20 protein-coding genes are annotated in these 22,060 nt (G+C 73.8%); 11 read left to right on the forward strand and 9 right to left on the reverse strand.

Annotation, left to right across the window (positions count from 1 at the left end):
- Positions 1 to 2: 2 nt before the first annotated feature.
- From ACZ6Z8_RS15040 to ACZ6Z8_RS15050, 3 genes are all read right to left on the reverse strand, one after another.
- Complete coding sequence (locus tag ACZ6Z8_RS15040) at positions 3 to 1,445, reverse strand: VWA domain-containing protein (protein WP_465609745.1); 1,443 nt, start codon at positions 1,443 to 1,445, stop codon at positions 3 to 5.
- Entirely contained in the window at positions 1,442 to 2,332 is an 891-nt protein-coding gene (locus ACZ6Z8_RS15045) for an AAA family ATPase (RefSeq protein ID WP_465609747.1), read from the reverse strand. The genes ACZ6Z8_RS15040 and ACZ6Z8_RS15045 overlap by 4 nt, the downstream gene beginning before the upstream one ends.
- 169 nt (positions 2,333 to 2,501) lie before the next feature.
- Complete coding sequence (locus ACZ6Z8_RS15050; protein WP_465609749.1) at positions 2,502 to 3,173, reverse strand: Tat pathway signal sequence domain protein; 672 nt, start codon at positions 3,171 to 3,173, stop codon at positions 2,502 to 2,504.
- 306 nt (positions 3,174 to 3,479) lie between these two features.
- On the opposite strand from ACZ6Z8_RS15050, the gene ACZ6Z8_RS15055 reads away from it, so the two are divergent.
- The 3 genes from ACZ6Z8_RS15055 to ACZ6Z8_RS15065 all read left to right on the forward strand — a co-directional run bounded on the left by ACZ6Z8_RS15055 (position 3,480) and on the right by ACZ6Z8_RS15065 (position 5,637).
- Complete coding sequence (locus ACZ6Z8_RS15055) at positions 3,480 to 4,232, forward strand: TetR/AcrR family transcriptional regulator (RefSeq protein WP_465609752.1); 753 nt, start codon at positions 3,480 to 3,482, stop codon at positions 4,230 to 4,232.
- A 140-nt stretch (positions 4,233 to 4,372) separates the two neighbouring features.
- Complete coding sequence (locus ACZ6Z8_RS15060) at positions 4,373 to 5,026, forward strand: DUF6230 family protein (protein WP_465609753.1); 654 nt, start codon at positions 4,373 to 4,375, stop codon at positions 5,024 to 5,026.
- Between the two features lie 2 nt (positions 5,027 to 5,028).
- On the forward strand, positions 5,029 to 5,637 hold the full coding sequence (locus ACZ6Z8_RS15065) for a DUF6114 domain-containing protein (RefSeq protein WP_465609755.1): 609 nt from the start codon (positions 5,029 to 5,031) through the stop codon (positions 5,635 to 5,637).
- 128 nt (positions 5,638 to 5,765) lie between these two features.
- On the opposite strand, the gene ACZ6Z8_RS15070 is transcribed toward ACZ6Z8_RS15065, so the two are convergent.
- Positions 5,766 to 6,887 carry an NAD(P)-dependent alcohol dehydrogenase gene (locus tag ACZ6Z8_RS15070; RefSeq protein ID WP_465609757.1) on the reverse strand — a complete coding sequence of 374 codons (1,122 nt, stop codon included), beginning with the start codon at positions 6,885 to 6,887 and terminating at the stop codon, positions 5,766 to 5,768.
- Between the two features lie 144 nt (positions 6,888 to 7,031).
- Here ACZ6Z8_RS15070 and ACZ6Z8_RS15075 point away from each other — a divergent pair, with 144 nt between their 5' ends.
- Positions 7,032 to 7,973: a helix-turn-helix domain-containing protein gene (locus ACZ6Z8_RS15075; RefSeq protein ID WP_465609759.1), complete on the forward strand. Its 942-nt coding sequence runs from the start codon at positions 7,032 to 7,034 to the stop codon at positions 7,971 to 7,973.
- Positions 7,974 to 8,081: 108 nt separating this feature from the next.
- Complete coding sequence (locus tag ACZ6Z8_RS15080) at positions 8,082 to 9,431, forward strand: globin domain-containing protein (RefSeq protein WP_465609761.1); 1,350 nt, start codon at positions 8,082 to 8,084, stop codon at positions 9,429 to 9,431.
- Between the two features lie 15 nt (positions 9,432 to 9,446).
- Here the strand turns inward: ACZ6Z8_RS15080 and ACZ6Z8_RS15085 are convergent, their stop codons facing one another.
- Positions 9,447 to 10,835 (reverse strand): selenium-binding protein SBP56-related protein, encoded by a 1,389-nt coding sequence (locus ACZ6Z8_RS15085; protein ID WP_465609763.1) that lies wholly within the window; start codon positions 10,833 to 10,835, stop codon positions 9,447 to 9,449.
- A 244-nt stretch (positions 10,836 to 11,079) separates the two neighbouring features.
- Between ACZ6Z8_RS15085 and ACZ6Z8_RS15090 the strand changes: the two genes are divergently transcribed.
- From ACZ6Z8_RS15090 to ACZ6Z8_RS15105, 4 genes are all read left to right on the forward strand, one after another.
- A complete protein-coding gene (locus ACZ6Z8_RS15090; RefSeq protein ID WP_465609765.1) occupies positions 11,080 to 12,051 on the forward strand; it encodes an alpha/beta hydrolase in 972 nt (323 codons plus the stop codon).
- Between the two features lie 53 nt (positions 12,052 to 12,104).
- A complete protein-coding gene (locus ACZ6Z8_RS15095; protein ID WP_465609874.1) occupies positions 12,105 to 12,899 on the forward strand; it encodes a spermidine synthase in 795 nt (264 codons plus the stop codon).
- A gap of 446 nt (positions 12,900 to 13,345) precedes the next feature.
- Positions 13,346 to 13,576 carry a hypothetical protein gene (locus ACZ6Z8_RS15100; protein ID WP_465609767.1) on the forward strand — a complete coding sequence of 77 codons (231 nt, stop codon included), beginning with the start codon at positions 13,346 to 13,348 and terminating at the stop codon, positions 13,574 to 13,576.
- Positions 13,576 to 14,004 (forward strand): hypothetical protein, encoded by a 429-nt coding sequence (locus tag ACZ6Z8_RS15105; RefSeq protein WP_465609769.1) that lies wholly within the window; start codon positions 13,576 to 13,578, stop codon positions 14,002 to 14,004. Before ACZ6Z8_RS15100 ends, ACZ6Z8_RS15105 begins: the two co-directional genes overlap by 1 nt.
- 1,244 nt (positions 14,005 to 15,248) lie before the next feature.
- Here ACZ6Z8_RS15105 and ACZ6Z8_RS15110 read toward each other — a convergent pair.
- Positions 15,249 to 16,142 carry an NADP-dependent oxidoreductase gene (locus ACZ6Z8_RS15110; protein ID WP_465609770.1) on the reverse strand — a complete coding sequence of 298 codons (894 nt, stop codon included), beginning with the start codon at positions 16,140 to 16,142 and terminating at the stop codon, positions 15,249 to 15,251.
- Positions 16,143 to 16,212: 70 nt separating this feature from the next.
- Here ACZ6Z8_RS15110 and ACZ6Z8_RS15115 point away from each other — a divergent pair, with 70 nt between their 5' ends.
- Both ACZ6Z8_RS15115 and ACZ6Z8_RS15120 read left to right on the forward strand, forming a co-directional pair.
- Positions 16,213 to 16,821: a TetR/AcrR family transcriptional regulator gene (locus ACZ6Z8_RS15115; protein ID WP_465609772.1), complete on the forward strand. Its 609-nt coding sequence runs from the start codon at positions 16,213 to 16,215 to the stop codon at positions 16,819 to 16,821.
- 119 nt (positions 16,822 to 16,940) lie between these two features.
- Positions 16,941 to 17,780, forward strand: coding sequence for a class I SAM-dependent methyltransferase (locus tag ACZ6Z8_RS15120; RefSeq protein ID WP_465609774.1), 840 nt, complete (start codon positions 16,941 to 16,943; stop codon positions 17,778 to 17,780).
- A gap of 15 nt (positions 17,781 to 17,795) precedes the next feature.
- Here the strand turns inward: ACZ6Z8_RS15120 and ACZ6Z8_RS15125 are convergent, their stop codons facing one another.
- The 3 genes from ACZ6Z8_RS15125 to ACZ6Z8_RS15135 all read right to left on the reverse strand — a co-directional run bounded on the left by ACZ6Z8_RS15125 (position 17,796) and on the right by ACZ6Z8_RS15135 (position 22,016).
- Positions 17,796 to 19,595 carry an RICIN domain-containing protein gene (locus ACZ6Z8_RS15125; protein ID WP_465609776.1) on the reverse strand — a complete coding sequence of 600 codons (1,800 nt, stop codon included), beginning with the start codon at positions 19,593 to 19,595 and terminating at the stop codon, positions 17,796 to 17,798.
- Between the two features lie 289 nt (positions 19,596 to 19,884).
- Positions 19,885 to 21,303, reverse strand: coding sequence for a sensor histidine kinase (locus ACZ6Z8_RS15130; protein ID WP_465609778.1), 1,419 nt, complete (start codon positions 21,301 to 21,303; stop codon positions 19,885 to 19,887).
- Positions 21,300 to 22,016: a response regulator transcription factor gene (locus ACZ6Z8_RS15135; RefSeq protein WP_396535147.1), complete on the reverse strand. Its 717-nt coding sequence runs from the start codon at positions 22,014 to 22,016 to the stop codon at positions 21,300 to 21,302. The genes ACZ6Z8_RS15130 and ACZ6Z8_RS15135 overlap by 4 nt, the downstream gene beginning before the upstream one ends.
- Positions 22,017 to 22,060: the final 44 nt, after the last annotated feature.

The raw sequence follows: 22,060 nt of genomic DNA on the forward strand, positions 1-22,060 counted from the left end.
CGTCAGACCGGCAGCAGGCGGGCGATCAGTTCGCCGAGCCGGCGGGCGTTGCGGCAGGAGTGCATCTCCACGACGTCCGCGTAGGCCGGGGCGGCGGAGTCGCCGGTCGACCAGAGCGCGGGCTGTTCGGGGTTGAGCCAGAAGACCCGCCGGGCCCGGGCGGCGATCCGGCGCAGGGCGTCCAGGTTGGGGTCGCGGTGGTTGGTGCGGGCGTCGCCGAGGACGAGGACGCAGGTGCGCGGGCCGACGGCGTCCAGGTGGTGGTCGGCGAACTCGCCGAGGGCGGAGCCGTAGTCGCTGTTGCCGTGGTGGCCCGTCACCTCGGCCTCGGCGAGGATGCGCGCGGCGAGGCGGGCCGGCTCGTCCTGGCCGCGCCGCAGCAGGTCGGTGACCTCGGCGGTGCGGTTGACGAACGCGAACACCCGGACCTTGCTGAACTGTTCGCCCATCGCCTGGACCAGCAGCATGGTGAAGTCGGCGAAACCCGCCACCGAGCCGGACACGTCGCACAGCAGCACCAGCTCCGGCCGGGCCGGGCGGCGCAGCCGGTACGCCGGTCGCAGCGGGACTCCGCCGGTGGTGAGCGAGCGGCGCAGGGTGCGGCGCAGGTCGATCCGGCCGCGGGCGGCGCGGCGGCGCCGGGCGGCCAGCCGGGTGGCGAGCTTGCGGGCCAGCGGGTGGACGGTGCGGCGCAGTTCGGCGAGCTGTTCGCGGCCCGCGTGGAGGAAGTCGATCCGGTCGGCGGTGGGGGCGACGGCGCGCTCCGCGATCCGTTCGGGGCCGCGCAGTTCGGCGACCCGGCGGCGGGCCTCGCCGGTGACCAGGGCGCGGAAGTCGCGGATGCGGCGGCGGATCTCGTCGGCGAGGACGCGGTCGGAGAGGTCCTTCCCGGAGGGGTCCTCCCGTCCGGGGTTCTCGCGCAGCGCGGCGAGGATCCGGGCGAGCAGGGTCTCGGGGGAGAGGCGGTTCAGCGCCTGGTGGGCGGACCAGCCGTCGGAGCCGGGGGTGCTGCCGGCGCCGTACCGGCCGAAGGCCTCGACGACCTCGCCGGCCAGCCGGGCCTGGGCGGCGCGGTCGTCGGCGGCGAGGGCGGCGGCGAGGCGCTCGCGCAGCCGGTCGCGCAGCGGGTCGGGGCGGCCGAAGCGCGGCGGCTCGGGGTCGTCCGGTACGGGCGGCGGCTCGGCGCGCAGGGCTTCGGGGGTGCCGACGCCGAGCGGGAAGAACAGGTCGAAGGTGGCGTCGAAGACCGTCCGCTGGCCGTCCGAGCGCAGCAGGGCGGCGGCCAGGCCGGCCCGCATCTGCTCGCGGTCGGCGAAGCCGAGCACGTCGAGCACGGCGGCGGCGTCCACCGTCTCGGCCGGGCCGATCCGCAGGCCGTGCCCGCGCAGGGCGCGGACCAGGCCGGTCAGCCGGGCGGCGGTGTCGGCGGGGCCTGCCGCGGTCACGCGAGGGTGAGCTTCTGGGCGGCCTTGCGGACGTCGTCCTGGTGCTTGAGGATCACCCCGAGGGTGTCCCGGACGACGGTCTCGTCCAGGGAGTCGGCGCCGAGGGCGAGCAGGGTGCGGGCCCAGTCGACGGTCTCGGCGACGGACGGCGCCTTGCGCAGTTCCATGGCCCGCAGTGCGCCGACCACCCGGACCAGTGAGGCGGCCAGGGTGTCGTCCAGGCCGGGCACCTTGAGCCGGACGATCCGCCGCTCCAACTCGGCGTCCGGGTAGTCGAGGTGGAGGAAGAGGCAGCGGCGGCGCAGCGCCTCGGAGAGCTCGCGGGTGGCGTTGGAGGTGAGCAGGACGAAGGGGCGGCGGCCGGCGGTGATGGTGCCGAGTTCGGGGACGGTCACCTGGAAGTCGCTGAGCACCTCCAGCAGCAGGGCCTCGACCTCGACGTCGGCCTTGTCCATCTCGTCGATCAGCAGCACCGTGGGCTCCTCGCCGCGGATGGCGGTGAGCAGTGGGCGGGCGAGCAGGAACTCCTCGCCGAAGATGTCGCCGCGAGCCTGGTCCCAGCTCTCGTCGCGGCCGGCGGTGATCCGCAGCAGCTGCTTGGCGTGGTTCCACTCGTACAGGGCGCGGGCCTCGTCGATGCCCTCGTAGCACTGCAGTCGCACCAGCCGGGCGGCGCCCAGTTCGGCGACGGCCTTGGCGAGTTCGGTCTTGCCGACCCCGGCGGGGCCCTCGACCAGCAGGGGCTTGCCGAGCCGGTCGGCGAGGAAGACGGTGGTGGCCACGGCGGTGGAGGCGAGGTAGCCGGTGGCGGCGAGCCGCTCGGCGGTGTCCGCCACCGAGGTGAAGAAGCCCGTGCCGTCGCCGTTCCCGCTGCTGCCGCTGGTCATCTGACGCGCCCCGTTCCGGTTCGCCGGGCCCGTTCCGTCGGGCCCGCGCGGCGCCACCCTACCGGCCGGTCACTTGCTTGTCGCCGGGTCCGGTTCCGCCCGTGGAGCGGCGTACGACGGGCTGCTGCCCGCCGTACGCCGCTCGGATGCGGAGCGGTGGCCCCGGGCGTCAGTTGACGTACAGGACCGGGCCGCCGGCGACCGAGGTGTCGGTGACCGGGCCGTAGGTGGCGCTGAAGTAGCCGGTCGAGAAGCACAGGCCGGGACCGGAGACCAGGTTGGCGGGCTGGTTGGAGAAGCTGATGCTGTTGTCGGTGTTCGAGGTGGAGCCGGTGATGCCGCTGGGGCTCTGGTAGACGCAGCTCACGGTACCCAGAAGGGTGTTGAGGACGACCGTGATGCCCACCGGGCCGGCGCCGGTGCCGTTGAGCGACACGTTGGTGCCGGAGCCGGAGGTGACCGTGTTGGTGTAGGGCAGGCTGGTGGCGGTGACGCTCTGCACGCTCATCACGCCGAAGACGCTGGAACTGCAGGAGTCGAAGGACTGGCTGTTGAGCTGCTCGGTCGCGCTGCCGGGGGCGGACGGGTTGGACGTCACGGTGGCGGAGAACGAGGAGTTGGCACAGCTGACGCCGTTGGTGCTGCCGGGGCCGTCGGTGAAGGTGGCGGCGGTGCCGGGGGCGAGGTTGGCGACCAGGGTGTCGCCGACGGCGATGGCCGGGCCGCTCGCGCTGCCCTGGGTCAGGACGGCGGCGGCGGAGGCCTGGGCGGGTGCCACGGCGGCACCGGTGAGGGCGATGGCGGCGAGGGATGCGGCTGCGAGCGTGCGACGGATGCGCATGAGGGTGCCTCTCTCCGTCCGGGGACGGGTGGGGGAATCCCCGTCGCGCGGGTGTGGTGGTGCGCACGACGGGGGAGGTGCACGGCGAACCGCAGCTCCGGCGGAGCGCGAGTGGGTGCGGGCCGGCGGACGGGCACCGGGGGCGGGCCCGGCGCCACGGGCCCGCTCGTGCGGTCGGCGGTGTTGCGTGCCGTGCAGCGGTGTCGGATTCGGCCGGTGGTGGCCTGCGCAACAACCGGTTGGAAACCTGGCAGTGTTGTAAACCGGGTGTTGCGTCAATGTCAATACAGGCCACAGGAGTTGGTGATGGATCCCAAGCCCCTCCGGAGTTCCGACGTGCTCCTCCTGCCGGGTGCCAGGGCCGGCCGTGATCCGGCCAGGTCGATCAAGCCGGGCCCGCGCCGGCAGCCCGCCGGAGTGGTCGCCGCGACCCAGCGCGAACGGCTGCTGGACGGGCTGGTCCGGACGGTGGCCGAACGCGGCTACCAGCACGCGACGGTCAGCGACATCTGCCGGGCGGCCGGGGTGACCAGGCCGGTCTTCTATGAGCTGTTCAGCGGCAAGGAGGACGCCTTCCTGGCCGCGCACCGGTTCGGCACCGGGGTGGTGATCCGGCGGATGGCGGCGGCCTTCGCGGCCGAATCCGACTGGTGCGCGGGGATCCGGGAGGCGCTCGGCGCGATGCTCCAACTCCTGTCCGGGACACCGTCCTTCGCGACCATGGCGGTGATCGAGATCGAGGCGGTCGGGTCCGCCGGTCGGCGCGAGCGCGATCAACTCCTCACCCGCTTCCGGGCGTTCTTCGCCGAGGTTCCCCAACTTCCCGGCGGTGTCGGGGTGCAGGAGATGGTGGACGCGGTGGTGGGCGGTGTGTACAGCGCGATCTACCGGCGGATCGCCTCCGGTCGCACCGATCAACTGCCGGAGCTGCTACCGGTGTTGGGCATGTTCTGCCTGGCGCCCTTCCTCGGGCCGGCCGAGGCGGACCGGCGGCTCGCGTCGAGGATCGGTGAAGATCCTTCGTGCACCCGTATTGACCGCGCAACTACCGGGCAGTAGCTTCCAGTTACTCACCGCGCCCCGACCGGGACACCCCGCCGCCGAGCGGCGGACGGCCCGACCGGGACGCGCTCAACGCTGTCCGCGCCAGGGCAACGTGCCAGTGCCTGCACACCCGTTTCCATCCACAGGGAGCACACATGGCCATGTCCGAGGACGCCGCCGTCGCGGCGGAGACCCCGACGCCGACCGGGACCAGAAGAGGCCGGGTACGGATCAAGCGCACCGCCCTGATGGCCGTACCGGCCGTCGCCGTCGGGGGCATCCTGATGACCCTCACCGCCCAGGGCGTGCTCGCCGCGCAGTTCTCCATCTCCGGCATGCCGTTCACCATCACCGCCGACAGGCTCGACGGCGACGGCTTCGCCCAGTTCGGCTCGCTGGACCACATGATCCCGGGCAGCCCCAACCAGGGCCGTACCGGTGGCCAGGTGCTGGTCGCGGTGTCGGCGATCAAGACCGCCGAGATCACCAACCTGTGCCAGAGCGTCGACCTCGGTGGCGTCAACCTGGTGATCCGCGCGGGTGACCAGGGCACCCCGGTGTCCGCCTCCGACCTCACCACCGACTCCGATCTGCTGTCCGGCGACGCGGAGTTCAAGAACATCGAGATCGGCGGCGACGCCAGCACGTACACCAAGGCCGGCGACGTCGGCAAGGGCGGCAAGGGCGTCTTCGGCCAGCAGGCCGACCACGTCCAGCTGACCCACCTCAACCAGCACAACTACGCGAGCACCGCCGTCGGGTTCAGACTGCCCAACCTGCGGCTGAGCTTCAGCTCCAAGGGCTGCTGAGCATGGCGGAGTCCGTACCGGAGCCGGCCGCGACCGGCGAGGGCGCCGTGGCGCGGGCCGAGGCGGTGACGGCCCAGGGGACGGCCGCCACCCCCGCCGCGGCCACCGCCCCCGCCGCGGGCCCCGCTCCCGCCGCGGGCCCCGCCGCAGCTCCCGCTGCGTCCGAAGCGTCCGCTCCGACCGCCGCGCCCGCGAGCCCCGCGGGTCCGGTCAGGCGCGACTGGCGGGGCCGACGACCGTTCTGGGGCGGGCTGCTGGTGACGCTCGGCGGCGCCGAGATCCTGTTCACGCTGTGGGCCCCGCTGCCCCTCCTGCTGCACATCTCGCTGGTGGGGCTGGCGGGGTACCTGGTGCCCTCGGTGATGCTGCTGTGCGGGCTGCTGATCCTGTTCAACCCGACGCAGCGGCTGTTCTACTCCATCCTCGCGGTGCTCGCCTCGCTGGCCAGCTGGGTGACCTCCAACCTCGGCGGGTTCCTGATCGGGATGCTGCTCGGGGTGGTCGGCGCCTGCCTGACCTTCGGGTGGCTGCCCGACCAGCCGCTGCGCCGTGGGCGGCAGCGGCGGGAGGACCGGCGCGCGCAGCGCCGGGCGGCGGGGGCCGGGGTCTGACGGCCGGCGGGAGTCATCGGCAACGCCCCGCGCAACCGGTGGTGGGAGAGCACCGGTTGCGCGGGGCGTTCCGGCCGTCCGCCGGACCCTTCGCGGACCGGCGGACGGAAGGACCTGCGGACCTGCGGTCAGATGGTCGAGGCGTCGATCACGAAGCGATACCGGACGTCGCCGTCCAGCACCCGCCGGTACGCCTCGTTGATCTGCTCGGCCCGGATCAGCTCGATCTGCGCGGTGATGCCGTGCTCGGCGCAGAAGTCCAGCATCTCCTGGGTCTCCGGCAGCCCGCCGATCGCCGACCCCGCCAGCGAACGGCGCCCGAGGGCCAGCGGGAACGGGTGCACCGAGACCGGCTTCTCCGGCATGCCGACCTGCACCATGGTGCCGTCGGTGCGCAGCAGGCCGATGTAGGCGGTCAGGTCGAGATCGGCGGAGACGGTGTTGACGATCAGGTCGAAGCTGCCCGCGAGCTCCTCGAAGGTCGCCGGGTCGGAGGTGGCCCGGTAGTGGTCCGCGCCGAGCCGCAGGCCGTCCTCACGCTTGCGCAGCGACTGGCTGAGCACGGTGACCTCCGCGCCCATCGCGTGGGCGAGCTGCACGCCCATGTGGCCGAGCCCGCCCAGGCCCACGATCGCGACCTTCCGGCCCGGGCCGGCGCCCCAGTGGGCCAGCGGCGAGTACAGGGTGATGCCCGCGCACAGCAGCGGCGCGGCGGCGTCCAGCGGCAGCGCGTCGGGGATGCGCAGCGCGTACGCCTCGTCCACGACCAGCTCGGCCGCGTAGCCGCCGTAGGTGGGCCGGCCGTCCTTGCCGGTGGCGTTGTAGGTGAAGACCATCCCGCCCTCGCCGGTGCAGTACTGCTGCAGGCCGGCCCGGCAGTTGTCGCACTCCCGGCAGGAGTCGACGAAGCAGCCGACGCCGACCCGGTCGCCGACCTTCCAGCGGGTCACGCCCGGGCCGACCTCGGCGACCACGCCGGCGATCTCGTGGCCCGGGACCATCGGGAAGATCCCGGGGCCCCAGTCCTCGCCGACCTGGTGGATGTCGGAGTGGCAGATGCCGGAGTACTTGATGTCGATCACGATGTCGTGCTCGCCGACGGCCCGGGTGGTGACGGTGGTCTTCGCCAGCGGGGCCTTCGGCCGCTGGGCCGCGTAGGCGGCGACGGTGCGGGTGGCTGCGGCGGGGGTGGTAGCGGTGGTAGCGGGGGTGGTAGCGGGGGCCGTGCTCTGGGGCGTCTCGTTCGTCATGCCCATCAGACTGCGGCGGGTCGGCGGGCCCAACCAGATCATTGTTCATCGCACGAAAACGGAACGTACGACCGGGGAACCTACGCACGGCAGTATCACCCTCGTCCGTGCCCCGGCGCCCGCTCCGGCCCGCATACTGCACTCATGGACCAGCGCACCGAACTCAGCGAGTTCCTCCGATCCCGCCGCGCCCGGCTGCGGCCCGAGGACGTGGGCCTGCCGGCCGGCACCACCCGCCGACGGGTGCCCGGGCTGCGGCGCGAGGAGCTGGCCCAGCTCGCCGGAGTCAGCACGGCGTACTACACCCGGCTCGAACAGGGCCACGGCGAGAACGTCTCCGCCGCCGTGCTGGACGCCATCGCCCGGGTGCTGCGCCTGGGCCCCGCCGAGCGCGAACACCTCGGCCGGCTCACCAAGCCCGCCCGCCGCCGCCCCGGCGGCACCGGTCCCACCCGCCCCCAGCGGGTGCGGCCCGCGCTGCAGCAACTGCTCGACACCATGGAGAGCGTGCCCGCGTACGTGCTCGGACGGCGGCTGGACATCATCGCCTGGAACCGGCTGGGCGCCGCCCTGCTCGGGGACTTCGCCGCGATGCCGCCGGAGCAGCGCAACATGGCCTGGCACGTCTTCCTCGACCCGGCCGCCCGAGAGCTCTTCGAGGACTGGGAGACCAAGGCCTGCGACGTCGTCGGCCTGCTGCGGCTGGACGCCGGACTCTACCCGGACGACCGGGCCCTCGCCTCGCTGGTCGGCGAACTCTCCGTCAAGAGCGAGGAGTTCCGCAGCCTCTGGGCCACCTACCGGATCCAGGACAAGGGCCACGGCACCAAGCGCCTGCACCACCCGGTGGTCGGGCCGCTCAGCCTCCAGTACGAGACGCTGCGCCCGGCCGGGGACGCCGACCAGGTGCTGGTCGCCTACCATGCCGAGCCCGGTTCGGCGTCCGCCGAATCCCTGCGGCTGCTGGCGAGTTGGGACGCCACCGAACTCCGGGCGTCGGCGGCGGACCGGGCGTCGGCCGCCGACCAGGCCGACCAGGCCGATCGGGCCGATCGGGCCGATCGGGTCGCCGAGCAGAACCGGTAGCGGTTCGGTTCGCCGGTTCGGCGTTCCACCGAGGGCCGATGGTCCCGGGTCCCTCCGGGCCCATCGGCCCTTCCGGCGCGCGGCGGGCGGCGGTTGACTGGGCCGGTCATGGACAACAGCAGCAAGGCCGCCGCCACCACCGCCGAGTACGACCGCCTGATCGCCCGCCACCACGCGATGCGACTGCGGCGCCAACTCCTCACCCCCACCTCGCCGTCGGAGGTCTCCGCCGACGACGTCTCCGACGGTCCAGGTTCCGACGGACCAGGTTCCGACGGTCCCGGCTTCGCCGGTCACGACGGCTACGACGGCGTCGGGGACCAGCACCTGATCCGGCGCGACCTCGACCTGGTCGCCCCGCTCCCGGAGCTGATCGACCACCTCTACGCGGTCATGTTCCGCCGCCGACCGTACCTGCGCGCGCTCTTCCCCGCCTCGATGGAGTTCCAGCAGGCCCATCTGGAACGCGTCTTCCAGCACCTGATCGACCACCTCCACCAGCCCGTCGAACTGGCCCGGATGCTCCGCGGGCTCGGCCGCGACCACCGGAAGCTGGGCGTCCGCCCGGTCCACTTCGAGGCCTTCGAGGAAGCCCTGTGCGCCGCGATCCGCCACCGGGCCGGTGAGCACTGGACCGAGGCCCTGGAAGCCGCCTGGGTACGGATGCTGCGCTTCGCCGTCGGCGCGATGGTCGCCGGCGCCGAGTCCGCGCTCGCCGAACCCCCTTACTGGCACGCCCTGGTGACCGGCCACGAGCGCCGCCGCCCCGACCTCGCCGTCCTGCGGGTGCGCACCGGCGAGCCGTACCCGTACCGGGCCGGCCAGTACGGTACCGTCGAACACCCCGCGCTGCCGCACACCTGGCGGCAGTACTCGATGGGCTGCGCCCCGCGCGGCGACAACGAGTTGGAGTTCCACGTCCGCCGCACCGGTCCCGGCGGTGTCAGCGCGGCCCTGGTCGAGCGCACCGCCGTCGGCGACCGGCTGCGGCTCGGCCCGCCGCGCGGCAGCCTGCTGCCCGAGGGCGACGGCGGCGGCGACCGCGACGGCGACCGCGGCGGCGACGGGGACGGCGACGGCTTCGACCGCGACTCTGCCCGCGACCTGCTGCTGGTCGCGGGCGGAACCGGTCTCGCCCCGATGAAGGCGATCGTCGAACAGCAGGCCCTCCACCGCCCGCCGGGCCGCCGCGTCCACCTCTTCGTCGGCGCCCGCGACCGGGCCGACCTCTACGACTGGCACGCGCTCTCCGAACTCGGCCTGCACAAACCCTGGCTGGCGCTCACCCCGGTGACGGTCGGCCGCCTCGCCGACACCGTCGCCGCCGCCGGGGACTGGCGCGAGCACCTGGCCTGCGTCAGCGGGCCGGCCGGGATGGTCGCCTCGGTGCGGACCGAACTGCTGGCGGCCGGGCTGCCGTTGGCGCGGGTGAGGTACGACCAGGCGCTCTCCCGGTAGCCCGCCGGCCTCCTCCTACCGGTAGCAGTAGGAGTCCGAGGAGGCGTCGCCGCCCGCCAGGTGGGTCTGGTGGACGCGCAGCCCCCGGAAGTCGGCGCCGTGCGGGAAGAAGCGCTCGTCGATGCTCAGCCCGCCGTCGACCGGGTCGGCGTCCAGCTTGACCAGCCAGGGGTCGATGCCGTCCGGGTAGAACTGGTCGTCCCAGGCGCCGTAGAGGGAGTTGGTGAGGTAGAGCCGCTTCCCGTCCCGGCTGATCTCCACCATCTGGGGTGCCCCGTTCAGCGGCCGCCCCGGCTCGGCCGGGTGCGGCGTCCGGGCGACGACCCCGCCCAGGCGCACCGAGGAGGCGAGCCGGGGGTGGAACGGGTCCGAGACGTCGTACTGGAGCAACTCGCCGGTGCCCCAGGCCGACACGTACAGCCAACCGTCGTCCACCGACAGGTTGATGTCCGTCACCAGCGGCGGCACCGCCCCGAACGGCCGCAGCGCGGGCGGCAGTTCGTCGGCGGAGGCGGGCTCGGCCGGGATCTCGATCACCTTGCGCGCGGTGAAGGCCGGGCCCTCCCGGTACCAGAGCCACACCGAGGAGGAGAGGTCCTCGACGTTCACCACCACCCCGGCGAACCCCCACTCCGCGTGCGGGTCGTGCGCCGGGCGCAGCTCCAGCACCATCTGGTACTGGTCCCCGAGATCGACCCGCTGGAGGTGCCGCCCGGAGTCCAGCTCCCAGAAGTGCAGCGCGTGCCCGTACTTGCGGCGGAGCAGCTGCTCGGGCAGCACGCCGTCCTCGACCATCCACGGGGTGCCCCACTCGCTGGTCACCCCGACGTTCGTCCCGAGGTGCCACCAGACGTCGTAGGCGAAGAGCTGCGGCCCGCGCTCGGTCTCCCAGGGGCGCAGCACGTCGAAGGTGGTGTGGTCGAGCAGCGCCACCCCGCCGGGCCCGTCGCCGCCGTCCCCGGCCCCGAGGCAGGACAGGAAGACGCCGTCCGGGCCGCAGTGCAGGGTGTGCGGGCGCGAGTAGCCCGCCCTCGCCGCGAGCTCCTTGGCCTCCACCGTCTTGACCAGCCGGGGCCGGACCGGGTCCGGACGGGTGTCCATCACGTGCAGCCGCGACGACCGCAGCCCGGGCAGCAGCAGGTACCGCCGCTCCGGGTTCTCGTGGCAGGCGTGCGCCAGCGCGCTGGAGCAGGCGTTCCACCCGAAGTGGTGTAACTCGTCACCGAGGGTGGGAAGTTCGGCGAAGTTGAGTACCTTTCCGTAGCTCGCCGACTCCGGGTCGGTGTCGACGGTGAGCAGGGCGTCCGGCCGTTGCGCCGACCGGTCGAACCCGGCCACGTACGCCAAGGTCTCCGGCGGGGCCGCGATCGCCTCGGAGGCCGACCGGTAGAGCGATGAATCCATCTGTTCTCCCAACTCGCCGTGTCCGTCCGGGCAGCGTTCCACACGACCCCCGGCGCACAGCAGGCGCACGTGAAGCGGCCGGCAGGCGCGCGGCTACCCTGGTCAGGGGCACGGCAGGCGACGGCGAGCGGCTCCGCGCGGACGTCGCCGCGCGGCCCGGAGCTACCGGCCGGTATGGTCGGGGCGGAACGGGTGGTCACCCGCCCTGGCGGCGGGCGGAGCGGAGGAACGGGTGCGGCGGCAGATGGAGTTTCGGGAAGACATCCTGGGTGCCCCTTACGAGGCGGCGGAGCTGGAGCTGCGGCCGGACGACGAGGGGGCGGTCTGCGCGACCCTCGTGCGGCGGCTGGTACCGGGCGCCGAGCGGGCCGTGCTGTACATCCACGGGTACAACGACTACTTCTTCCAGACCAACCTGGCCGACCACTACGCCGCGCTCGGCTTCTCCTTCTACGCCCTGGACCTGCGCAAGTACGGGCGCTCGCTGCGGCCGCACCATTCGCCGAACTTCGTCCGGAGCCTCGCCGAGTACGACGAGGAGATCGACGAGGCGGTCCGGATCATCCGGGAGGTCGACGGCCACCGGCAGCTGCTGCTGAACGGGCACTCCACCGGCGGCCTGGTCGGCGCCCTGTGGGCGGGTCGCCGGGCCGGGCGGGGCGTGGTGGACGGGCTGTTCCTGAACAGCCCGTTCCTGTCGATGCCCGCCGGAGCGGCCGTGCGGACCGCCGGCGGCCCGGTGGTGACGGCGATCGCGCGGCTGAAGCCGACCCGGATCCTGCCCTCCTCGCTCAACCCGCACTACACCCACAGCCTGCACCGGGACCACAAGGGTGAGTGGGACTTCGACCTCCGGCTCAAGCCCGCCGAGGGCTTCCCGCTGTACGCGGGCTGGCTGGCCGCGATCCACCAGGGGCACCGGCAGCTGCGGCTCGGGCTGGGCATCGACGTGCCGGTGCTGCTGATGGCCTCGGCCAGGTCGATCTCCACCACCACCTGGCACAACGCCCTGCACCACGCCGACGCCGTGCTGCGGGCCGACGACATCGCCGCGCAGGGCCCGAAGCTCGGCCGCCACGTCACGGTGGTCCGGATCGAGGGCGGCATGCACGACCTGGTGCTCTCCGGCGAGGCGGCCCGCACCAAGGTGTTCGCCGAGCTGGACCACTGGCTCGCCGCCCACCTGGACGTCCGGCCGGTCGGGGAGAACGCGTGACGGACGAGCCGGTGCCGGTCGGGCGGACCACCGACCTCGGCTTCGCCAAGCTGATGCCGGACATCGACCGCGACGGCGGCTGGCTGCTCACCCTCGACGGCACCCCGCAGTCGTACGTCGACCTCACCGACCCGACCCACCTCGAATTCGAGTACACCCGGCGGATCGGCCACCTCGCCGACGCCCTCGCCCCCGCCGGCCGTCCGCTGGACGTGCTGCACCTGGGCGGCGGCGCCCTCACCATGCCGCGCTACCTGGCCGCGACCCGCCCCGGCTCGCGCCAGCGGGTGGTGGACGTGGACGGGCCGCTGCTCGACCTGGTCGCCGAACACCTGCCCTGGCAGGGCCCCGGCGCGGACATCACCGCCACGGTCGGCGACGCCCGGGCCGCACTGGCCGCCACCCCAGCCGACTCGCAGGACCTGGTGATCGCGGACGTCTTCCACGGCTCCCGCACCCCGGCCCACCTCACCTCGGTGGAGTTCCTGCGGCTGGCCGCGGCCGCCCTGCGCCCCGGCGGCTGCTACGCCGCCAACCTGGCGGACGGCCCGCCGCTGGCCTTCGCCAAGGCGCAGGCGGCGACGGTGCGGGCGGTGTTCCCGTACGTCCTCCTGGTCGCCGAGGCGCCGGTGCTGCGCGGACGCCGGTACGGCAACATCCTGCTGGCCGGCTCGACGGAGCCGCTGCCGACCGCCGAACTGACCCGCCTGCTGGCGGGCGACATCTTCCCGGCCCGGCTCACCGCGGGCGACGAACTGGCCGCCCTGGTCGGCCGGACCGCCCCGGTCACCGACGCGGACGCCACCGACTCCCCGCCCCCACCGGACGGCGCCTTCAGCGTCGGCTGAGGCGGGCAGCGGCCACCGCCCGCCCGGTCCGCGCCGGTTGGGGCCGCGCCGGTCCTACCCGGGAAGCGCTCGTCGAACTCGTCGGTGCGCAGCCGGGCAGGAAGTGGTGCGAGGCTTTCGTGGGCGCCGGTACGGCAACATCCTGCTGGCTGGCTCGACGGACCCGCTGCCGACGGCGCTCGTGTACGCCCTGGCCCGACCGCCGCTGATCGGCCTGTTTCACCAAGTCCCCTCCAGGCGGCTCCTGTTGGGGGCTGCCCTGTCCTTCGACGCCGCGACCACGCTCACTGCGGTGGTACCCGACTCAGCGGTGCTGACCGTCGCCCGGGCGCTCGCCGCCCTCGACGCCTCCCTCTTCGCGGCCCCGCCGCCACCCCGGCCGCGCTCTGCGCCCCCGGGGAACTGCCCAGGGCGATCTCGGTGACCGCGGGCGGGGCGGCAACGCGGTGGCACTCACCCTGGGTGCCCCGATCGGCACCGTCATCGGCTCGGCGCTCGGCTGGCGCGCCTCGCTCTGGTTCGTGACCCTCCTCGCGGTGGTCACCGCCGTCCCCGCCCGGACCGGCCTGCCCGTCGTCCCCCGGCGGACACCTCGACCTGCTGCGCCGCACTACACCTACCTGGATCCGGTGGCGCACGGGCCACCGAACTCGGCAGCCACGGCATGGCCGCGCTGATGATCGTCTTCGATGCCGGCGGCCTGCTCGCCGGACGAGCCGTCAGCCGCCTCATCACCGGCCACGGCGTCGGCCCCGTCCTGCGCGGCGCCCTCACCCTGATCGCCGACCTGTTGGCAGCGCTGGCCGTCACCACCGTGTCCCGCCTGCCGCTGGTGGCCACGGTCGTCTCCTTCCCGCTGATGTCCGCCTTCGGCTGCGCCTGGTGGTCAGGCGGCACCAGCCAGCAGACCCGCCCGGCCCCCACCCAACGCGCCCAAGCCCTGGGCCTGCACTTCTCCGCCCAGTTCCTCGGCGTGGCCGTCGCCGGCGCCCTCGGCGGCCTCGCCCTCTCGGGCCCCGGCCCCGCCGCCGTACCGGTGCCCTCGGTGGCCTCGTCCTCTCGGGCTCCGGCCCCGCCGCCGTACCGGCGGCCGGCGCGGCCATAGCCCTGCCCACCCTCCCGACCGTCCGTTACCTCAGTCCGGCCAGACGATGATCCCCCGCACTCCAACGTGTACCAGCCGGGCGCCCCGCCCCTGACGCCCCTGCCCGCCCGCCCGACCGGACCGGCGCAAGCCGCAGCCGCGACCGCCAAGGACGGCGCCCGCAGCAGAAGTCGACGTGGCCGACTTCTGCTGCGGTCAGCCCGTTGGCCCGTTGGCCCGTTGGCCCGTTGGCCCGTTGGCCCGTGGGTCCGGCACCGTAGGTCGTCGTTGGTTGTTGGGTTCTCTCGTCCGGTTGGGGCGTCGGGGGTTTCCGAGTCCCGAGGGCCGCGGAGCACGGTGGTGGCAGGCGCGGTCCGGGCCGGCGCGAGAAGTCGGTGTGGCCGACTTCTCGCGCGGGCGGTCTGGTGATGTGGGGTCTGGCAGCGTGGTTGTCGCTGGTTACGGGGGTTTTCTGATTCGTTTGGAGCGCCGGGGGCGCTGGGTTGGTGTAGCGGTGGTGGCAGGCGTAGTTCGGGTTGGTGTGAGAAGTCGGTGTGGCCGACTTCTGGTGCGGTCAGCCGGTTGGCCCGTGGGTCCGGCGGTGTAGGTCGTTGCTGGTTGTTGGGTTCTCTTGTCCGGTTGGGGTGTCGGGGGTTTCTGAGTCCCGGGGGCCGCGGACCATGGTGGTGGCTGGCGCGGTTCGGGCCGGCGCGAGAGGTCGGTGTGGCCGACTTCTCGCGCGGGCGGTCTGGTGGTGTGGGGTCTGGCAGCGTGGTTGTCGCTGGTTGCGGGGGTTTTCTGGTGCGTTTGGAGTGCCGGGGGCTCTGGGTTGGTGTGAGAAGTCGGTGTGGCCGACTTCTGGTGCTGTCAGCCGGTTGGCCCGTGGGTCCGGCGGTGTAGGTCGTCGCTGGTTGCGGGGTTCTCTCGTCCGGTTGGGGCGTCGGGGGCTTCCGGCTCGCGAGGGCCGCCCCGGACCATGGTGGTGGCCGACTTCTCGCGCGGGCGGCCTGGCGGCCTGGGGTGGTCCACATGTCCGGGTGAGTCGCCAAGCGTCGGGATTGGGCTGCTGGCGGCTGGTGGGCGATCAGGAGGCACGAGCCGCGGCTGTGGCTGGTGTTGGGGCCGGCCTGGGGTGGCGCGAGAGGGCGGGTGATCGACTTCGGCTGCGCGGAGGGGCGGGCGCGGGTCGCGTCTCGGGGAGGGGTGGCCGCATGCCGCGCAGTGGGTGGGGTGGGCGGCATGCGGCCGGGAGGGGCGTGCGGGGATCAGGGGATGATGACCCGGCGTCCGCGGGTGTGGCCGGCCTGGCTGTCGAGGTGGGCGGCTGCGGCCTCGGCGAGCGTGTAGGTCTTCTCGACCGGGATGTGGAGCCTTCCGCGCGAGATGAGGTCGGCGGCCACCGAGAGGGCCGCCGTTACGCTCCCGGCCACGCCGGAGAAGCGGACGCCGTGGTCGGGTGCGCCGAGGTCGGCGATGGTGATCACCTTCCGCGGGTCCCCGGTCAGGTCGACGAGTTCGCGGATCACGCCCGAGCCGGCCAGGTCGAGGGCGGCGTCGATGCGGCCGAGTTGCCGTACCCGGTCGACCCAGCCTTCGCCGTACGTCGTGGGGACGGCGCCCAGGCTGCGCAGGTAGTCCTGGTTGGCGGCCCCGGCCGTGCCGATCACCGTGATGCCGCGGTCGCGGGCGATCTGCAGCACCGCTGAGCCGACGCCGCCCGACGCGCCGCTGACCAGCAGCGTCTGTCCGGGCTGTACGCCGACCTCGCGGATGATGCGCAGCGCGGTCTCCACCACGGAGGGGTACCCGGCGGCCTCTTCGAAGGTCAGGCCCTCGGGCATGCGGGCCCAGGCCGACAGCACTGCGAACTCGGCGTAGGTGTCGGAGCCTTCGCCGAAGACGCGGTCTCCGATCTCGACCCCTTCGACGCCCTCGCCGACCTCGTCCACCACCCCCGCGGCGTCCTGTCCGACCCCGGAGGGGAGAACGGTCGGATGGGCACCCAGCTTCTGGCCTTCGCGGATCCGCCAGTCGACGGGGTTCACGCCCGCCGCCCGTACGGCGATGCGTATCCGGCCGGGGCCCGCGTGGGGCTCGTCGGCGTCGATGAGGTGCAGAACGTCAGGACCGCCGAACTCGGCGAAGTTCACTTTCTTCATGCCACGGACCGTAACACTAACCGTTAGTGTTTTGGAACCGTTGTTGTTTCGTACCTGCTAGGGTCATGCCATGACCGAGCCGTCCGGCCGCCGTGAGCGCAAAAAAGCCGCGACCCGCCAGAAGATCGCCGACACCGCCCTCCGGCTCTTCCTGGACCGCGGGTACGAGGCGGTGGGAATCCGTGACGTGGCCGCCGAGGCCGACGTGGCCGTCACCACGCTCTTCTCCCACTTCGCCTCGAAAGAGGCCCTGGTGTTCGAGCGGGACGACGACTTCGAGCAGCGCCTCACCCGGGCGGTCACCGGCCGGGCGTCGCACGAGCCGCTGATCCCCGCGCTGCGCCGCGAGATCCAGGCCCTCGTCCGGCACTGCACCGCGGACGGCGCCGCCCCGATCTGGCGCATGATCGACGAATCGCCCGCCCTGCGGGAGTATGAGGAGTCGATGCGGCTGCGCCACGCGGAGTCGCTGGCGGTGGCCATCGCCGCCGATCCCGAGCTGTCGCGGGGCGCGACGGCGAGCCGGGCGATCGCCAGGTTCGTGATCGACGCCTACTCGCTGGCCCGCGAGGCGCCCGATCCGGATGCCGCGCTGGACGAGATCTTCGGAATGATCGAGGCGGCCTGGGCCGCCACCCGCCGCCCCTCCGCGGACGCCACCGGCCCGGCCCGGCCGTAGCGGGGACCCGACCCCGGCCTGGCTCGGGTCCTGACGGCGCGTCGCGGGGAAGGGGGCCGCGGGACGGGTGTCAGAATCGGCGGGTTCGGGCGGCCGGGGTTGTCCACGGAGGAGTCGGTATGAGCGGCGGCGGGGAACGGCCGGAGTTGGAGCAGGTGCCTGAGACGGCGCTGTGGACGCTGTGGTACCGGGCGCTGGAGGCGCGCCGGCCGGACGGGGTGCTCCACGATCCCAAGGCCGTCGAGCTGGTCGACCGGCTCGACTACCCCTTCGCGGAGCGGTTCGGGGCCAGCGGCATCCAGGCCCAGCTCCAGGCCCTGCGGGTGGGCTGCTTCGACCGCGAGGTGTCGGACTTCCTGGCCCGGGAGCCGCGCGGCACCGTGGTCTGCCTGGGGGACGGCCTGGAGACCCAGTACTGGCGGGTCGACAACGGGCGGGCCCGCTGGCTGAGCGTGGACCTGCCGGAGATGGTGGCGCTGCGCGAGAAGCTGCTGCCGCCAGGCCCGCGTCAGCGCTACCTGGCCGCCGACGCCACCGACCTGGGGTGGGCCGACGAGGTGGACCGTGACCGCGAGGTGCTGCTCTGCGCCCAGGGACTCCTGCTGTACCTGCCGCCGGCCCGGGTGAGGTCCCTGATCGCGGACTGCGCGGAGCGCTTCCCGGGCGGCTCGCTCGTGCTGGACGCCGTGCCGCGCTGGTTCGGCCGGCTCACCGTGAGGGGGAGGCTGCGCCTCCACGGGTACCGGGTGCCGCCGATGCCGTGGGCGATGGACGCGGACGAGCGGGACAAGCTCCGCACCGCGAGTCCGGCGGTGGTGGGCGTGCGGGACGTCCGGCCGACCGGCGGCCGGGGACCGCTCGGTGTCCTGCTGCCACTGGCCATGGCCGTCCCGCCGCTGGCCACCCGCCGTCTCTCCGTCACCGTCCTGGACTTCGCCGGGCGGACCGGGCAGGCGTAGCCGGGGCGGTACGGGTCAGCCCATGGTGAAGACGAAGCTGGCGGAGTTGTAGTAGTCCGGCAGGTGCACCAGCAGCGATCCCGGGTGCGGGGGGTCCGCCTTCGGCCAGTCCTGCGGGCCCAGCAGGTGTGCGGAGTAGTCGCTGGCGGGGACTCGTGGGACGAACAGGAGGCGGAAGGTGCCCTCCTGGGCGTCGGGCGCGAACCGCCAGAGCTGCTCGGCGCGTTCCGCCTCGGACCGGCAGGTCCGGAGGGTGACGGTGACGTTGTTTCCGCCCGCGGTGGTGCCGTCGAGACAGGTTCCGGTGGCCGTGTTGCGCAGTTGGTAGCTGTCCTGTTCGGCCGGTAGCCGTTGCCAGTGCTGGGCGGCCTGGCCGGTGCACTGCTGGAGCTGGAGCTGAACGGGGCCGGTGGCCTGGGTGCTGGTCGCGAGGCCGATGCAGAGCCCCGAGCTGTGGTTGACGAGCGGAAGCCCGGCGGCGACCGGTGGTGCGGGGGGCGGGGTGGTGTCGACCGAGGTGGCGGCTGCCGGTCGCGCGGCAGCTACGGGGGTGCCGGTGGGCGCCGCGGGCGAGGGGGAGGCGGCGGCCGAGGGGGAGGCGGCAGGCGAAGCGGTGGCCATCGCGGCCGAGCCGATTTCCGGCGACTCGCCGTCGAAGCCCTGAGCCGGCAGCGTCCTGGCGGCGGCGGACAGGGTCGGGGCGTCGACCGGCAGGGGGTGTTCGCCGGCCCCCTCCACCGTGCTGAGTAGGAGGCCGGCGATGGCGAGCGCGGCGATGGCGCCGGCGGCGGCCGAAGCAAGGGGTATGAGCAGGCGTCGGCCGGTGCGGCCATCGGCGCGCGTCGGCCGGCGCAGGCGTCGGCTGCGGTCGGGGGCGACGGGCGCGGCGTCGTCGGATTCCCGACCGCTGGGCTGGTCCGGGGGTTGCTGCGCGAGCGCGGGTTCGGGCGCGGGCGCGGGCCCGGGTGCGGGCGCGGGTACGGGTGCGGGGGCCGATGACGATGGCGCGGCCGTTTCCCACAGCACCAGCGCCCTCAGCAGAACGGGTCGCTGCCAGGTGCGAATGGCGTCCAGGTCCGCCCGCAGACTCCGGCAGCTCGCGCACCCCGCCAGGTGGCGGTCGAGTTCCCCGGCCTCGCCGCCGCCGGCGTGGCGGACGTGGTCGCCGAGTCGTGCGGCCAGGTGCCGGCAGGAGCGCTGAGGAGCGCGGGAGGCGTATGCCTGGAGGCAGGCGTCCTGGAGGCGACGCCCGGCGGGGCTGTCGGTGTGCGGGGCGGGCGGTCCGGTGGTGTCGTCGAGGTGCCGCCACAGATCTTCCTGCTGTGCGGCGGGCAGGCTTTCGAAAGCGGCCAGGATGAGCGAGTCCGCTTCCGCCGCGGCGAGTGCCGCGCGCGCCGACGCGTCCGCGCCCCCCGGCGGCGCCGACGCGTCCGCACCCCTCGGCGGCGTCGACGCGTCCGCGTCGTCGGGCCGGGGAAGCCTCGTGAGCCAGGCGGTGAAGGCCGGGCTCAGTTCCGGTTCGCGTCCCGTGTCGACCCACTCGGCCGCCGCCCTGGTCACCTCGGCCAGCAGGCGCAGGCGGCTCGGCACCGGGTCGCCGCTGGAGCCACCGGCTTTCGCCGCTCGCTGCCACGCGTCGTCGGCGAGCTCCTGGGCGGCGCGGCCGTCGGCGCAGCACGTCCTGGCGTACGCGGACACGGCTTCCCGGTGGTGGCGCGCCGGACGGGTGGGGGTGGGCTCGTCCGGCTGCGGGCGGCCTGGGATTCGGTCGGCCGGATCGGCTTCCGGGATCGTCGCGGTTCCCGAATGTGGCATTTTCACTCCTGAGCATGCCGGTGGGAAGGCATGTGGTCGAACAGTCGCTGCTCGGTCCCGGACGCGGAGGTGGGCCGGGTGCCGCGGGCAGACCGGGGAATGCCGCGGGTCGGGCACCCGGTCCGGCGCATGACCAGTGGTCTATCACGGCGGTGGGGAAAACATGATCATCGGTCAGTTCACGAAGTGGACGGAAGTGCGAGACGTTCTGTCAGTAGAGCGTTCGTCCGGAAGAGTTCCGGGCGGCGTGCGTGCACGGGGATCGGGCCGGCCCGGCTGCGTGGGGGGCTCAGCCGTGTCGGCTGCGTGGCTTCTGCGCTCCCCGGCGGCGGTCCCGGCGCCAGGGGCGACGCGGGGGTCGCCGGTGTTCGGCCGCCAGTGCGAGGTCGACCTCCACCCGTGCTCCGCCCAGCGGGCCGGCCCCGATGCGGAGGCGGCCCCGGGTCGATTCGGCCGCGCTGCGCGCGATGTCCAGCCCGAGGCCGGTCGATCCGGCGCCGCTGGCGCCCCGGGAGAGTGCGGCGACCGGATCCGCGATGCCCGGCCCGTCGTCCTCGACCACGAGGACGACGCTCTGCGCGGTCCGCCGTACGCTCACGGCGAAGCGGGTGCCGTCGGGGGTGTGCCGGAAGACGTTGCCCACCAGCGCGTCGACCACCGCGGCGACATGATCGCCCGGAAGCTGCACGGGCGTCGGTTCGTCCGTCGCCTCGAAGGTGCAGGCCCGGCCCTGTTGCTCGGCGAGGACGGCCCAGAAGCCGACGCGGTGGGCGGCGACCTCGGACACCTGGCAGGACTCGTCCGGGGCCGGGCCGGTCGGCCAGGTGCCCGGCGTGCCGGTCCCGGTGCCGGAGTGTGTCCCGACGGGCCTGGTGGACAGGGGTGTGCGGGCGGCGACGATGATCGCGTCCAGTTCGTCCTCCAGTTGTTCGACCGCCTTCGCCAGTTGGGGTGCGGCCGGGGCGGGGCTGATCCGTTCGGCGGCGAGGCGCAGCGCGGTCATCGGAGTGCGGAGCCGGTGCGACAGGTCGGCGACCAGCTCCCGTTCGGTCGCCAGCAGCTGCCTGACCCGGTCGGCCATGGTGTTGAAGGCGTCGCCGACCGCCCGGAGTTCGGCCGGGCCGGCGGGTTCGACGCGGACGGCGAGGTCGCCCGCGCCGAGGGCTGCCGCCGCGTGGGAGAGCTTGCGCGAGGCGCGCACCAGACGGGCGCCGAGCCGGTCGGCGATCAGCACCGATCCGATCACCAGACCCGTGGCGAGCAGGGCCATGACGGTCCAGGCCCGGGTCAGTCCGCGGTTCAGCTCGCTGTCGGGCACGAACTCCTCGATGACGGCGACCTGGTCGTGGTCCAGCAGGACGGGCTGGAGGTAGTCGCGGCCTCCGGGAACGTCGCCGGTCAGGGCGGTCCTGCCCTGTACCGCCCGGTCCAGCAGCTGGGTGCCGGCCCGGGTGGTGCCCAGGAGGCTGCCGTCGGGCAGGTGGATGCAGAGCTGGCCCGTGGTGTCGGTGCGGGCCACCGCCGCGGTGAGACCGGCCTGGTCGGGGTCCAGTGCGAGCAGCGGAATCGCGGAGTCGACACGCTGTTCGGCGGCGAGCATCGCCTCGGTCTGGACGTGGGTGCGCAGCAGCAGGGCGAGCGGGACGAGAAACGACACGGTGACCAGGACCGTCACCGCGAGCGCCACCGTGGCGAGGGCGGATCTCACCGGGGCGACACCAGCTTCACTCCGACGCCCCGGACCGTGTGCAGGAAGCGCGGGCGGGCCGCGCGCTCGCCCAACTTCCGGCGCAGACAGGACAAGTGGACGTCCACGGTCTGCTCGTCCACGTACGGCTGCCGCCACACTTCGGCGAGCAGCTGCCGTTTGGAGACGACCCGGTCGGCGTTCAGCGCCAGGAACGACAGCAGGTCGAACTCACGCCGGGTCAGCCCGATCTCGCGGCCGGCCAGGTGGACGGTACGGGCGAGCGGGTCGATCCGCAGCTCGCCCAGCACCTGCGGCCCGCGGTCCGCGTCGGGGGCCCCGCCGCTCCGGGAGCCGAAGGCGTGGGCCGGGCCCGCGCAGCGACGCAGGACGGCGGTCAGCCGGGCGAGCAACTGCCCGCCGGAGAACGGCTTGACCAGGTAGTCGTCCGCGCCCGCGTTGAGCAGCTTGATGATCTCGGCGTCGTCGTCCCGCGCGGTCGCGACCAGCACCGGGACCTGGGACAGTCCGCGGATCATCTTCAGGGCGTCGGCGCCGTCGAGGTCCGGCAGGCCGAGGTCCAGCACCACCGCGTCCGGCTGCCACTGGGCGACCTCGCGCAGCGCGCCGAATCCGTCGGGGGAACTGCGTACCACCAGCTGATGGCCGGCCAGCAGCTCGATCAGGGAGGCGCGGATGGCGGGGTCGTCTTCCACGACGAGGACGGTCGTCATGGCGCACACCGTAGCCGACGGGCGGAGCCGGTCGAGCCGACTTC

Source organism: Kitasatospora sp. NPDC101108 (assembly GCF_055584725.1).